This window comes from Peptostreptococcus equinus, assembly GCF_027125355.1.
GTDB classification, from domain to species: domain Bacteria; phylum Bacillota; class Clostridia; order Peptostreptococcales; family Peptostreptococcaceae; genus Peptostreptococcus; species Peptostreptococcus equinus.
The window spans coordinates 1,002,893-1,018,186 of the sequence record NZ_CP114052.1 but is presented as its reverse complement, the minus strand read 5'-3'; the positions used below and the strand labels follow the sequence as shown (position 1 = coordinate 1,018,186).

Sequence of the window (15,294 nt, the reverse complement as noted above, 5' to 3'; positions counted from 1 at the left end):
ATGGCAAAAGAAAATAAAAAATTAGTAATAAATAAAGAAGCTCAAAAAAAACTTTTTGAAAAAGGTAAAAAAGAAGGCGCAGTATCACTTATGGATATTATGGAGGCTTTTCAAGACAGCGAAATGAACAAAGAAGTAGCTGAGAATTTATATGAAACCTTAGGTAATTTAGGTATAGAAGTGGTAAATGACAAAGAACTAAAAGCCAGCATAGATTTAACTGAACCCGATGATTTAGATATTAAGTCTATTGATAAAGATATTGATGAGAAAAAAGAAAAAGAAAGTGAGCCAGCGGAAATAAGTGTACCTAAAGGTGTATCAATTGATGATCCAGTGAGAATGTACTTAAAAGAAATAGGTAAGATACCTCTTCTTAAACCACATGAAGAAGTAGATTATGCTAAAAGAATGTCTGAAGGTGATCAATTTGCTAAGCAAAAGTTGGTAGAAGCGAATTTAAGACTTGTTGTAAGTATAGCAAAAAGGTATGTTGGTAGAGGTATGTTGTTCTTAGACTTAATTCAGGAAGGTAATCTTGGTTTAATAAAAGCTGTAGAAAAATTCGACTATAAAAAGGGTTATAAATTTTCAACATATGCTACTTGGTGGATTAGACAGGCTATAACTAGAGCTATAGCTGATCAGGCACGTACAATCAGAATACCTGTTCATATGGTAGAAACTATCAATAAACTTATTAGAGTATCTAGACAGCTATTGCAGGAATTAGGAAGAGATCCTAAACCAGAAGAAATAGCTAAGGAAATGAATATGACTGAAGATAAAGTAAGAGAAATAATGAAAATTGCTCAGGACCCTGTTTCACTTGAAACTCCGATTGGAGAAGAAGAAGATAGTCACTTAGGAGATTTTATACCTGATGAAGATGCTCCTGCACCAGCAGAAGCTGCTGCATATTCTCTTTTAAAGGAACAAATAGAAGAAGTTTTATGTACCTTAAATGAAAGAGAGCAAAAGGTGTTAAAATTAAGATTTGGACTTGAAGATGGTAGAGCGAGAACCCTAGAAGAGGTTGGAAAAGAATTTGATGTTACTAGAGAAAGAATACGTCAAATAGAAGCTAAAGCTCTTAGAAAACTAAGACATCCAAGTAGGTCAAAAAAGCTTAGAGATTATTTAGATTAATATAATTAATGGGGATATACTATGGTGTATATCCCCTAATATATGGAGGTATGTTTTGAGGCTAACACCTAGATTAGAAAAAATAGCATCCTTGGTTGATAATAAAGTAAAACTAGCAGATATAGGAACTGATCATGGTTACATACCTGTGTCATTACTATTAAAAAATACTATTGAATATGCAATTTTATCGGATATAAATAAGGGACCACTTGAAAATGCACGAAAAGAAGTTACTTCACTAAATTTAGATGCTAAAGTCGATTTAAGATTAGGTAGTGGTTTAGAAATCTTAGAGGATGGCGAAGTAGATCAAATAATAATTGCAGGTATGGGCGGAATATTGATATCTGAATTGATTGAAAATAAAAAGGAATTGTGCAAGAAATTAAGTAAAATGATATTACAACCAATGCAAGCACAAGATGAATTAAGGAAATATCTAGAAGAAAATAAATTTAGAATTATTGATGAACATATGGTTTCAGAAGATTTTAGGATATATGAAATATTAGAGGTTGTATATGATCCTGAATATGAGTATCAAAAATTAGATTCAATATATTATGAAGTATCAAAAATTTTATTAGATAAGAAAGAACCTCTTCTTATAAAGTTAATTGAAAAAAAAATATATGAATGTAATTCTATAATAGAAAAACTTACAAATAATGAAAATATCGACTTAGAAAAGATTTCGAATAGATTAGATTTTATTAAAATTAGAAAAAACAAATTAGATAAATTAAAAAAGTTAGTAGCTAATGAATGATTATTTTAATATATCTTCAAATTAGGTTATCTATTATAAGAAAATTTTTAGTTCTAAAAATTAAGGAGGAACTATGAAATTAAAAAATGTTGTAGAAAAAATAGAAAAGACATATCCAGAATTTTTACAATATGATTGGGATAATTCTGGTTTAAACATTGGAGATCCAAATTCAGAAATTAAAAAAGTGTTGGTATGTTTAGATATAAATGAAAACTTGGTGAATGAGGCAATAGAAAAAGAGATTGATCTAATAATATCCCATCATCCATTTTTATTTTCTAAGATTAATTCCATTGTTTTTAATAACAAAAAAACAAAGTCTATACAAAAATTAATAAAAAATGATATATCTGTTTACTGTATGCATACAAATTTTGATGTTGCCAAGAATGGTTTAAATGACTATTTAATTGAATTGTTTGAAAAACAATTACATATCTATTATATAGATATAAATATAAAATCTATATCTATACTAGAAAGCTTGGGATCTAATCCTAATTATTTAAATGGTGAGAATTATGGACTTGGTAGAATTGTAAATTTAGATAAAGAAATGAAAATTGAAGAAATATTAGAGCTCGTTTCAAAAGCACTTGATATTAAATCTTTTAGGCTTATAGGTAATAAAGATTCAAAAGTAGGGTCTTTTTCAGTATTAACTGGATCAGGTGCTGATTATTTTCAAATGTCAAAATCTATGGGTGCTGACTTGATTATTACAGGCGATTCAAAGTACCATATAGCTATGGATTCTTTAGATATAGATATGAATATAGGAGATTTTGGTCACTATGGTACAGAAATCATATTTTCAGACTTAATGAAGAAATTTATCGAAAATAATTTTAGTGGAGACTTAATATGTTTTAAGGCGAAATCTTTAGAAGATCCTTTTACATATTTTAATTTTTAATGTTGACATATAAAATATAATATAGTATTATTGTAATAACTTAATTTTTAGTCCAAAGAAGAGAAATAGTAGTTTTAATATTTTATTTTCAGAGAGCTGGGTTTGGTGTGATTCCAGTAATAAAAGTTTTAATGAATGGGTCTTGGAGGAGTGAATCGAATTTTGATAGTAGACTTCACCGTGTGCTGCACGTTATAGCGGATAGGGAATCATGTGTTCCTGAAAATGAGATATACAAGTTTTTGTTTGTATAATTTAGGTGGCAACGCGAATTGATACTTCGCCCTATATATAGGGCGAAGTTTTTTTATTATATAAAAGGGGGTTAGGAAATGTGAACTTCAAATTGGAAAAATAAATATATATATAATAGAACAATATTAAAAAGGAATAATAATATAATTTAGGTACAGATAGAATTTTCTTTAGTTCTATCTGTATATGGAGGTAAAGAAAATGAGAAAAAGTAATACTAAAAAAATGATAATAAATGCAATACTTTTAGGTGTAGGCCTAATTTTAAATCAAATATTTCCACCAATTGGTGGGGGAATTACACCAGATATAACATTGGTAATGTTATTTTGTATAATGTTGCTTAACAGAGATGATTACAAGACTTGTCTAATTGCTGGAATTGCAACAGGTGTTTTTTCAGCATTAACAACAAAATTTCCAATGGGTCAAGTTCCAAATCTTATAGATAAGGTTGTGACAGTTAATGTTGTATTTTTAATAATGAGAGCAATATATATTAGCCCATTTATGAAAAATTATTCAAAGATAAAGAGTCAAGTTGCTATTGGCATAATGACAGTTATAGGGACATTGATTAGTGGATTCATTTTCTTATTTACTGCCTCTATGTTGGTAGGTTTACCAGGTGGTTTAATGGAAATGCTATTAATTGTAGTAGTTCCGTCAACTTTAATAAACTTAGTCGCATCACTTGTATTATATAACATAATCAGCGTATCATTGGCTAGAGGAAGATTTCAAATTAGCATATAATTAAAGATATTTAAAAAGTCAGTACATTTATGTACTGACTTTTTAGTTGATGTATTTTTTTGATACTCTTTTATCATTTATTAATGTATTAAAAAAGAATTCATTAATTTGTTTGTTATCGGTGAATTTATCTTCATTAATTTCCCTTTAAATATCATTGAAAAAATTACAGGTATGATTGCAAAGATTATAAGCGCAATGTAATCTTTTATAAGATTAGGCATATATACGCCACCAATTGCTTCTCTACATGCATTAATACCATATGTAAAGGGAATAAATTTATTAATAGTTCTAAAAAATGTAGGTGTCATCTGAACAGGGAAAGTACCACCTGATCCTCCTATCTGTATTACTAGTAAAAATACTGCTATACCCTTACCAATTGTTCCAAACAGTATTGCAAGAGAGAATATTAGCAAACAAAATACTATACTGCAAAATACCAGTGTAAAAATAAATAACATCACATGTTTTGCTGTGACACCAAGCAATACTATATCACCTATACCAATTATCAAGGCTTGTCCAACTGCCAAAGTGAGAAATAATGATAACCTACCAAAATATTTGTCAATAGGAGAGTAGACATGACCTCTTGCCTTTGTATTTAACACTGCACAGAGTATTAAAGCTCCTACCCAACAAGATAAAACGCTATAAAAAGGTGCCATTGCAGATCCATAATTTTTAATAGGATAAAGCTTTGTTTCTTTAACATTAACAGGATTTTTCAAAAAATCTACTCTATCATATATGTTTGACTTGATTACCTTATTAAATTGCTTTAAATCTTGGTTATTTTGTATTCTATAAATTAGAGAAATAGAGTTATCTATTTGTAGCTTTATATTAGCTAATATATTTGAATTTATCTTTAATGTAGATGCCATAGTATTATTTATATTTTGTGCATTATCTAGCATATTCTCAATATTAGGGTTAATATTATTCACCGAATCCACTAAAGAACCAACATTAGTATTGGCTGTCTTTGCTGTAGTAGATAAACTATCTAATGGCTGTTTTATCATTGAGTCATAGGAATTTGATATATTACTCGTTAAATTAATTACATCTTGATTCATAGCAGACAAATCGTTTATTAAATTCGAATTTAATTTGCCATCATTTGCTAGCGTGTTACTTGCTTTATCTAGTTTTTTACTATATTCTATCAACTTATTATCTATTTCTTTTAATCTGGAAATAGGCTGATTTAGAGCTGTGCTATCAACTGATGCATTTTGTAAAACTGCAATTATTTGTTCGATATTTGTTCTACTAGTAGAAATAGAAGTTTGCATATTTGAAATAGCATCTTGTAACTGGGTATTTGAATCTGTATTAATATCACCAATATTTGAAAGTACATTGTTGGCACTATTTAAACCATCACTAGCATTATTTAGCATAATCTTTAATTGACCTGAATTACTTTTGGCGTTATTTGCAGCCGAATTAATTGAGCTATTTATACTATTATTAATATCTTTGGCTTGTTGATTCAATTTACTTATATTTTCTAATGTCTTCTTTGAATTAGCTATGCTCTTATTTCCATTTTTTATCAACTCTCCATTAGAGGAATTTAATTTATCTGCATTATCGATTTCCTTTTTCAACTGGGTTAGTGTTTCTTTCATCTTATCTAACTCAGGATTTATTTTTTCAATACCTGTAGATACTCCACCTAGTGCAGTAATTGATGCCTTGCTTACTGTCTCAACTAACATCTTACTTATATTTTCTTTAATCTTATTTGCGCCTTGATCTGTTATTTTAGGTGCTATTGCATTTGTTTTTTCATTTATTTTATAATCTATTTCTGCTTTTTTTACATTTTCTTGTGTTAAAGATAATAAGTTTTTTGTAAAGTCAGGTGGTATAGTAATAATTGCATAATATTCACCAGATTTCAATTTTTTTTCTGCATATTTCTCCGCCACAAATTCCCATTTAAGATTTTCATTTTCTTTTAAATTGTCTACTATTCTATTTCCTAACTGGAAATTTTGATCTCTAAAATTTTCGCCTTTATCTTTGTTGACAATGGCAACTTTTAAATTTTTTGTATTTCCATACGGATCCCAAAATGCTTCAATATTAAACCATGCATATAAAGAGGGGATAAGCGTTAGACCTATAACTATAATTATCAAAATCTTATTAGATATAATTTCTTTCCAGTCATTTCTATATATCTCAGCCACATACTTTCTATTTGGCAAAAAGTCAATATTGAATGTGTTTTTAAACTTTCTTCTCAAAAAATCACTCTCTCTTTCAAATTCTATAATAGTTAGATTTTAAACTACCTATAAGAGTATAATACAATAATAAGCTTAAGTAAATAAAAACTTTATATTTGAAGTTAATAAAAAGCTTGCTTAAGTAAACAAATTACTGTATTATTAAATTAAATAATGACAAATATATTTGTCATTATTTAATTTAGGTATATTTAAAAAAATCTGATATAAGCTAATAAAATTTTTAGGGAAATAGAGAGGAGAAAATATTTGATTAGTGCATTTAATTTAGTGAAAACATTTTATAAGTATGAAGCAGTTAAAAATACTTCAAATCAGAAGTTTAAAATCAAAAATAAAACTATAAAAAAAGAATTCAATGCCGTGGATGGCATTAGTTTTAAAGTGAATAAAGGAGAAATACTTGGAATTTTAGGACCTAATGGAGCAGGAAAAACAACTTTATTAAGAATGTTAGGAGGTATACTTACTCCAACTAATGGGAATATAGAAATAAATGGTATAAAATCCAATAATAATATTAATGAATTTAAATCTCAAATAGGATATTTATCTGGGAATACAAAACTATATGGAAAACTAACACCAAGAGAGTTGTTAAGAATATTTGGTAAGTTATACACTATGAATGAAGTGGAGCTAGAAAAATCAATAGAGAATATTTGCAAACTTTTGGATATGGATACTTTTATAGATCAAAGGATAGCAAATCTTTCTACTGGACAAACTCAAAGAGTGTCTATTGCTAGATGTTTGATACATTCACCACAAATATATATATTCGATGAACCTACTCTTGGACTAGATGTTATCAGTAGCCGCGATATAATTTCTTTTATGAAAAAAGAAAAGGATAATGGCAAAACAGTTCTTTATTCTACACATTATTTAGAAGAAGCTGAAACTTTATGTGACAGGATAATTTTTATACATAATGGAAAAATTATAGCTCAGGGGAGTCCAAAAGAATTAAAAGATAATACATATACAGATAATCTCAGAGACGCTTTTATAAAAATAGCAGATATAGGAGGTGATGTCTTTGAACTTTAGTATAGTAAGGCAAATTGTAAAAAAAGAATTGCTTGAACTTATCAGAGATAAAAAAAATCTATTTATGATGTTGATACTACCCATTTTAATATATCCAATTTTAATGATTGGTATGTCACAAGTTATGATGCTTACAATGAATGATCTGTCTAGTCAAGATATAAATCTAGCAGTTAGTGAAAATGTGCCAGAAGATTTCATTAATTATGTAAAAGCATCTGATATATCAAAAGGTACAGACGAGAATGGGAAAATAGTAATCACAAATGTATCAAGTAAAAATGAAAAGAATCATTTATCAGATGTTAAAAATGAAAAACTTGATGCATATATTAATCTAGAAAATAAAAATTACAAGATATATTTGGATACTACGGAAGATAAAGCATCAGTTACTTCGAAAGCTCTAGAAAAAATATTGGATAGTTATAAGGAGAAATTAGTAGAAAATACTCTAAAAAAGGCAAATCTCAATACTAAATCAACTCTAAATCCTATTACATTCCAAACTAAAACCGTTGCAGAAAAGCAGGAAGAAGCAGGATCAATAATAGGTAGACTGTTGCCTGTAATATTAATAACCAGCATACTAACAGGAGCTATCTATCCTGCTGTTGATATAATAGCAGGTGAGAAGGAAAGAGGTACTTTAGAAACACTTTTTACTCTTCCTATTAAAAATATAGAACTTATTTCTGGGAAATATATAGCGGTTGCAACCACAGCTATCATAACAGCACTTATGAATATAATTTCATTAGGTCTTACTATGCTTTATTCTGTTAAGATGACTTCAGAAATGTCATCCAAAATGATAGATTTTAATCTAGAAAAAATGCTAGTACCTCTTTTACTAACAATGCTAGCAATCATTTTATTCGTTATGGTAGTTACAGCTTTAAGTATGTGTATTTGTTCTTTTTCAAAATCATACAAAGAAGCTCAAAATTCACTTACACCTTTAATGTTAGTAATTATGATACCTTCATATGCTAGTATTATTCCTACCTTGAAATTAAATACAATAAGTGCAATGATACCAGTGGTTAACATTTCCTTATTGATTAAAAGTGTATTTTCTATGGAATCTACATTTAAACTAATATTTATAGTATTGATTAGCACACTTGTATTTATAGGACTTGCTCTTGTAATATTGGGGAAAATATTTAATTCAGAATCGATATTATTCGGTGACGATAAGGGACTATCAATTTTAAATATTAGATCAAATATAAAAAAAGGCAATATGCCTACAAAAGCAGATGGAGTACTAATATTTCTCTTGGAATTAGTAGCACTAGTAATCATTGGTTCATACTTGCAATTAAAATTTGGACATCTAGGTATTGCCCTTAGCCAAATAATATTATTACTAATAGTAATGCTTTATGCATGGTATATAAAGATAGATTATAAGAATGTATTTAAATTAAATAAGTTTAGCTTAAGCGATCTTTTAATTGCATTATTAATCTGGTCTATTTCTTTTGTACTTGTAATAGCTTTGACACAACTTATGATGTATATATTACCAAATTCTCAACAATCAGCTAAAGAGCTAAGTAAATTTATAATAAATAAAGAAATTTGGGTAAACATTTTAGTAGTAGCTTTAATGCCAGCTATATGTGAAGAATTATTATTTAGGGGTTTTATCCTATCTTCATTTTCAAAAGATGGAGAAATTACAAATTCTGCAATAATAATAACAGGTTTATTATTTGGTATATTACACTTATATCTTTTTAAGATTTTGCCAATAGCTGTATTAGGAATGGCTCTATCCTTAATAGTTAAAAAGACTAAATCGATAATTCCATCTATGTCTATGCACTTTTTAAATAATTTAATTTCTGTGTTGGCTTCTATGTTTATTAGTGGTATGTTATTACTATAAAAATAATTAAGATAGCTGTTAATAAGGAGGAATAATATGTATAATTTTACATTTGATGTATCAACAAAAATTTTCTTTGGTAAAGGCCAAATAAAAAATTTATCTGGAGAAATTATAAAATATTCAAACAGAATACTACTGGTATATGGTGGTGGTAGCATAAAGAAAAACGGTATATACAATGCGGTTGTAAGTAATTTAAAAGAAAATAATATAGAATTTATAGAGTTATCAGGAGTTGAACCAAATCCTAGGATAGAATCGGTTAGAAAAGGTGTGGAGCTTTGTAGAGTGAATAATCTAGATGGTGTACTAGCTATTGGAGGTGGAAGTTCAATAGATTGTGCTAAAGTTATAGCTGCTGGAGTAAAATATAATGGAGATGCTTGGGATCTAGTTAAAAATAGAAAATTTATTAAAGATGCTCTTCCTATATTTTCAGTGCTCACAATAGCTGCTACAGGATCTGAAATGGATGTAAATGCAGTAATATCAGATATCTCTAGAAATGAAAAATTAGGAACAGGTGCTCCAAGTACATTGCCAAAAGTATCTATATTAGATCCAGAATATACTTATAGTGTTCCTAAAAAACATACAGCTGCTGGAACTGCAGATATAATGAGCCATACATTTGAAAATTACTTTAATGTTAATAATGATGCGTATTTACAATCTAGAATGGCAGAAGCAATCTTAAAAACTTGTATACACTATGGTCCAATTGCTTGTCAGAATCCAGAAAATTACGAAGCAAGAGCAAATTTAATGTGGTCTTCTTCATGGGCTATCAATGGTCTGTTGGCTAAAGGTGCAACTCAAGATTGGTCAGTACATCCTATAGAGCACGAATTAAGTGCATTCTATGACATAACTCATGGCGATGGGCTAGCTATATTAACACCTCATTGGATGAGATACATTTTATCAGAAGATACAGTAGATAAATTTGTAGAATATGGCGTAAACGTATGGAATATAGATAAGAATTTAGACAAATTTACAATAGCAAATAAAGCAATTGATTTGACTCAAGATTTCTTTACTAACTCCCTTAATATACCTAAAAATCTTAGAGAGTTAGATATAGATGAAGAGTATTTTGACCAAATGTCAGTTAAAGCCACAAAGGGAAATGGTAGAATAAATGGATATGTAACATTAAATCCAGATGATATAAAGAAAATATTAATTAATGCATTATAATAAGTATATAAAATTAGAATTAATAGTAATAAGTTTAATATATTTTTAAAATAAAATTAAATTATTGCTTGAATTAATATTAAAGATGGTATATACTATTATGTAATGATAAAGAAGATAGAGGTGCAGTAACTATCAGTAGCTGAAAAAATGTTTAAAGCGACTACAGTGAAAGGATTTATTGCCGAAGTGTGAAATCAGCTTTAGGGTTTCATTGCTGGGTGTATGCAGAATATGTATGCAACTGTCACAATTTATTTTGTGGTGGGCTATCATTTGAGATAAAGCATATTTATGCCTCGGATGATATTCCGAGGCATTTTTTTTAGCCCCATTTCTTTACTAAAATTTTAGGAGGTTAATATGAACAGAACAAAATTCAGAACTTTAATGATCTCTTTAGCGTTGGTATTTATGACCGTAGTACCAACATTTGCTCAAGATATTGACGCAATTGCTAAAGCAAACGCAAACAAATACGGTATTATAACTATTATTCCACCACTATTAGCAATTATATTAGCATTTATAACAAAAAATGTGGTCGTGTCACTTTTCTTAGGTGTATTTTCAGGATGCTTTATTTTACAGGTAGGGTCAGGTAATAATATCTTACTAAATATAGTATTTTCGTTCCTTGATTTTATAAATAGAGCCCTTACATCACTTGCTGATCCATGGAATGCTGGTATATTACTGCAGGTAATGTGTATAGGTGGTGTTATCAATTTAGTTGGTAAAATGGGTGGAGCAAAAGCTATAGCAGAAGCACTTGCAGACAAAGCAAAGACTTCTAAAAGTGCTCAGCTGATATCATGTCTAATGGGTCTATTAGTATTTTTTGATGACTATGCAAATTCATTGATAGTCGGTCCTATAATGAGACCTGTATTCGATAAAATGAACATTTCTAGACAAAAGTTAGCATTTGTAATAGATGCTACAGCGGCTCCAGTAGCTGGACTTGCAATTATTTCTACATGGATAGGTCTTGAAGTAGGTCTTATACATGATTCATTTAAAAGTATAAACGTTGATGTAGACGCATTTGGTGTATTTCTACAGACTATACCTTATAGATTCTACAATATATTAATAATATTATTTATAGTTGCAAGTGCTATATTAGCTAGAGAATTTGGGCCAATGAGAAAAGCTGAATATATTTCAAGTAGAAAACACTTAATATCATCAGATTATGATGAAAACTTAGAAGAACTTGATGATATGGCACCAAAAGAAGGTGTAGTACTAAATGTTTGGAATGCAATAATTCCTATAGGAGTTTTAATATTGAGTGCTTTGGTAGCTTTCTATTATAGTGGATATTCTGCTATAATGGCTGGCGATGATAAAGAGTTGATAAGATCAGTAAATGCTTCAATGTTTTCATTAATCAGTATTAAAGATTGTTTCTCTGCAGCTGATGCTTCTGTCGCTTTATTCCAGTCAGCTTTATTCGCTTCTATTGTAGCAATGCTTATGGCAAAGATAAAGAAAATTTATACAATATCAGAATCTATTGAAGTTTGGATAGATGGTATGAAGACTTTAATGATTACAGGTGTTATATTGATACTTGCATGGTCGCTAAGTTCAGTAATTAAAGAAGTTGGTACTGCAAAATATATGATTCATTATCTATCAGGATCATTACCGCCATTTTTACTACCTTCAATAATATTTATACTTGGTGCTATTATTTCTTTCTCAACAGGAACTGCATACGGAACTATGGGTATATTAATGCCACTAGCTATACCACTTTCACATTCTATAAATCCTGATATGGCTTATGTAATAGTTGCTACTTCTGCAGTATTAACAGGTGCTATATTTGGTGATCACTGCTCACCAATTTCAGATACAACAATTCTTTCATCAATGGGAGCAGGTTGTAACCACATAGAGCATGTTAACACTCAGATGCCATATTCAATATTTACTGCTGCATTAACGATAGTATTTGGATATATACCAGCAGGTCTAGGAGTTAAATTCTATATCGTATTACCTATAGCAATAGTTGCTTTATTCGTTGGCATTAGATTAATCGGTAAGCGTACTGATGTTGATGATCCAGAATTTGAAGCTAAATTAGCAAAAGAAGGTATTACGTTCTAATTTAAAATAACATATACTTATATATCAACTTATGATATATAAGTATAAAATAATATATAAAAAATTATATAAATACACAAAAATAGCTAGATTATTATAATCTGGCTATTTTTGTGTATTACTCTTATGTTTTGAAAATAGATTGGGCTAAAGCCCGCGATGTTGGGAGACCGCTAATATTTTCTTAAACTATATTGAATTTTTTAGCTTGGGTAGTGCTAAACAATATAGTTTATAATAATCTTACAAAAATATATTTGTTGAAAATACAACAATATTTTTGTAAGATTATTATAACACAAGAATTTAATATTAAAAATATATAATAAAATACACAAAAAATTCAGATAATTTAAAAATGTAAAATTGTCAAATTTAAGTTAAGATAATTGTGTTATAATATTTATAACTTTATTTTGTATAAATGAAATAATAAGTATTACTATATTTCAGTAAAAAATTATTAAAAATACTTATTTAGAATGGAGGATATATGAAAATATTAATAATAGAAGATAATAAAACATTACAAGAGGATATAAACAAGGAACTATCTAAGCATTTTGATACTGAAACCTGTGCTGATGGTGAAGAGGGATTATATTTGATTTCTCAAGGAATTTACGATTTAGTAATACTAGACTTAATGTTGCCAAATATGGATGGTATTACAATATTGAAAGAAGCAAGAAAAAATGGCATTGATACACCTATATTAATTCTTACAGCGAAAGAATCTCTAGATGATAAAATGGAAGCTTTTACTTTAGGAGCAAATGACTATCTAACAAAACCATTTTATATGGATGAGTTGGTCGCTAGAACATTTGCAATTTTAAGAACTAATGGTAGAATAAAAGATAATAAATTTCTAGAATTTAAAGATCTTCAAATAGATTCAGAAAAATCTTGCGTTTATATTAATGGAGAAGAGTTAGAATTACAAAATAAGCAATTTAAATTACTTGAATATTTTGTATTAAATAAAGGTTCTATACTATTAAAAGAGCAAATATACGATAGAATATGGGGAATAGATTCTGATGCTACTATAGAAATAGTAGAAGTATATGTAAGTAATCTTAGAAAAAAATTATCTAAATTTGACTATGATAAATATATAAAGACAAAGAGGAAGGTTGGATACATATTAGATGATAAATAATAATGTATTTGCTAAGACACAAAAAAAGATAATTATAAATATCATGTTTTTGGTTGAATTATTTATGATTATTATGAGTATTTTTATATATTCATATTTTAAAAGTAGCATATTATCTACAATTGATAATTCTCTATTAGATGAATATAGGTTTGTACATTCAGTTTTTACACAAAATTCTATTAGAGATCCCATTGTTCTTCAAGATCCAAAGGACATTGTCTATATTTATGAAGATGATCAAATCAGATATTACACACAGAATAGATATTTTGATCAATCAATACCCAAAAATATACAACCTACAAAAGAAAATTTAGAAACTCTAAATTATAATGGATATAGCTTTAGAACATATACTTTAAAAGAGGGAAAATATACATTCAAGATTATGAGAAATATAGATTCGGAGATGGAAAGCTTAAGCCATCTAATTGTATTGTTGATAATTTCTGATATTATATCATTACTACTAGTATATGTAATTGCTAAATACCTTGCATCAAAAACTTTAAAACCTATAGAACAGTCTTGGAACAAGCAAATAAAATTTGTACAAGATGCTTCACACGAACTGAGAACACCAGTTACAATAATTCAATCAAAACTAGAGAGTTTGCTAAAATCACCTGAGTCCACAGTTGAAGATGAAGCAGAGACCATTGCAACTGCAATGAGAGAAGCTAGACAACTTAAAAAAATGATCAGTGAATTATTATCGCTTTCAAAGGAAGAGTCTATAGTAAAGGTAAATAATGAAAAAATAAATATTAAAGAATTATTTTCCGATATTTTTGAATCTTATAGTGAAATTGCAGAATATCAAAACAAAGGATTTTCCTACTCTGTAAATATGAAAAATAATATAATCGTTAGTGATAGGACTAAACTAACTCAACTACTAAGGATTTTGGTAGATAATGCTTTTAAATATACTGAACCAGGCGATAGTATTACTATACTCGCAAATGAAAAGACAAGAGATAGAATTACTTTAGAAGTTAAAGATACAGGAGTAGGAATAAGTCTAAAAGATCAAAAACATATTTTTGACAGATTTTTCAGAAGTGATGCTGTAAGAGCAAAAGATATAGAAGGTTCTGGAATTGGGCTTTCTATTGCTAAATTGACTGCTGGAATGTTAAAAGCCAATATAAAAGTAAAATCTACGATAAATCAAGGAACCAGCTTTTTTATAGAGATTCCTAGGGGAAGGATTATGAGAAAAAAATAAGATAATTTACCTAATTGTGTTTTAATTTACTCTAATTAGGTATTATATAAATATATTATTAATGAAAATTATAGGAGGTAAAAATCATGGCACAAGTTATAAATGCACAGGATTTTAATTCAAATGTTAAGAATAAAGAAGGAGTAGCTGTAATAGACTTCTTTGCTACATGGTGTGGTCCATGTAATATGTTAGGTCCAGTATTTGCTGACTTAGCAGAAGAAAGAAAGGATGATGCTTATTTTGCTAAAGTTGATATAGATCAATCAATGGAATTAGCCCAAGAATACAAAGTAAGTACAGTACCTACTGTAATCTTCTTTAAGGACGGAAAAGAAGTACATAGAGAAATTGGTTTCATGCCAAAGGAAAAAATTTCATCAAATCTTGATAGTATAAAATAAATAAAGTCAATATAACTTGAATAGAAAACAAAAAAGAGTATGCATTAGCATACTCTTTTTTGTTGAAAATAAAAGTGTACAAAA

Annotated in this window: 12 protein-coding genes, 1 riboswitch and 1 other annotated feature; of the genes, 11 read left to right on the top strand and 1 reads right to left on the bottom strand. The window is 28.4% G+C overall.

The annotated features are described in order from the left end of the window. From rpoD to O0R46_RS05120, 4 genes are all read left to right on the top strand, one after another. The gene (rpoD, locus tag O0R46_RS05135; protein WP_269310653.1) at positions 1–1,149 is read left to right on the top strand and encodes an RNA polymerase sigma factor RpoD; all 1,149 of its coding nucleotides are present in this window, start codon (positions 1–3) and stop codon (positions 1,147–1,149) included. A gap of 55 nt (positions 1,150–1,204) precedes the next feature. Continuing rightward, complete coding sequence (locus O0R46_RS05130; protein ID WP_269310652.1) at positions 1,205–1,921, top strand: tRNA (adenine(22)-N(1))-methyltransferase; 717 nt, start codon at positions 1,205–1,207, stop codon at positions 1,919–1,921. Positions 1,922–1,994: 73 nt separating this feature from the next. Beyond that, positions 1,995–2,840: a Nif3-like dinuclear metal center hexameric protein gene (locus O0R46_RS05125; RefSeq protein ID WP_269310651.1), complete on the top strand. Its 846-nt coding sequence runs from the start codon at positions 1,995–1,997 to the stop codon at positions 2,838–2,840. A 46-nt stretch (positions 2,841–2,886) separates the two neighbouring features. After that, positions 2,887–3,131: a binding site (T-box leader), on the top strand. Positions 3,132–3,296: 165 nt separating this feature from the next. After that, positions 3,297–3,851 carry a tryptophan transporter gene (locus O0R46_RS05120; RefSeq protein WP_269310650.1) on the top strand — a complete coding sequence of 185 codons (555 nt, stop codon included), beginning with the start codon at positions 3,297–3,299 and terminating at the stop codon, positions 3,849–3,851. Positions 3,852–3,931: 80 nt separating this feature from the next. Here O0R46_RS05120 and O0R46_RS05115 read toward each other — a convergent pair whose 3' ends face one another. After that, positions 3,932–6,121 (bottom strand): YhgE/Pip domain-containing protein, encoded by a 2,190-nt coding sequence (locus O0R46_RS05115; RefSeq protein WP_269310649.1) that lies wholly within the window; start codon positions 6,119–6,121, stop codon positions 3,932–3,934. Positions 6,122–6,373: 252 nt separating this feature from the next. Between O0R46_RS05115 and O0R46_RS05110 the strand changes: the two genes are divergently transcribed. From O0R46_RS05110 to trxA, 7 genes are all read left to right on the top strand, one after another. Next, a complete protein-coding gene (locus O0R46_RS05110) occupies positions 6,374–7,177 on the top strand; it encodes an ABC transporter ATP-binding protein (protein ID WP_331275562.1) in 804 nt (267 codons plus the stop codon). Next, positions 7,167–9,077 carry an ABC transporter permease subunit/CPBP intramembrane protease gene (locus O0R46_RS05105; RefSeq protein WP_269310648.1) on the top strand — a complete coding sequence of 637 codons (1,911 nt, stop codon included), beginning with the start codon at positions 7,167–7,169 and terminating at the stop codon, positions 9,075–9,077. Before O0R46_RS05110 ends, O0R46_RS05105 begins: the two co-directional genes overlap by 11 nt. Positions 9,078–9,113: 36 nt before the next feature. Continuing rightward, positions 9,114–10,283, top strand: a complete 1,170-nt coding sequence (locus O0R46_RS05100; protein WP_269310647.1) for an iron-containing alcohol dehydrogenase — start codon at positions 9,114–9,116, stop codon at positions 10,281–10,283. 110 nt (positions 10,284–10,393) lie between these two features. Further along, positions 10,394–10,563, top strand: a riboswitch (Lysine riboswitch). Between the two features lie 83 nt (positions 10,564–10,646). Further along, a complete protein-coding gene (locus O0R46_RS05095) occupies positions 10,647–12,407 on the top strand; it encodes a Na+/H+ antiporter NhaC family protein (RefSeq protein WP_269310646.1) in 1,761 nt (586 codons plus the stop codon). 493 nt (positions 12,408–12,900) lie between these two features. Further along, positions 12,901–13,572 carry a response regulator transcription factor gene (locus tag O0R46_RS05090; RefSeq protein ID WP_269310645.1) on the top strand — a complete coding sequence of 224 codons (672 nt, stop codon included), beginning with the start codon at positions 12,901–12,903 and terminating at the stop codon, positions 13,570–13,572. Continuing rightward, complete coding sequence (locus O0R46_RS05085; RefSeq protein WP_269310644.1) at positions 13,562–14,806, top strand: sensor histidine kinase; 1,245 nt, start codon at positions 13,562–13,564, stop codon at positions 14,804–14,806. Before O0R46_RS05090 ends, O0R46_RS05085 begins: the two co-directional genes overlap by 11 nt. Before the next feature lie 86 nt (positions 14,807–14,892). Then, positions 14,893–15,210: a thioredoxin gene (trxA, locus tag O0R46_RS05080; protein ID WP_269310643.1), complete on the top strand. Its 318-nt coding sequence runs from the start codon at positions 14,893–14,895 to the stop codon at positions 15,208–15,210. Positions 15,211–15,294: the final 84 nt, after the last annotated feature.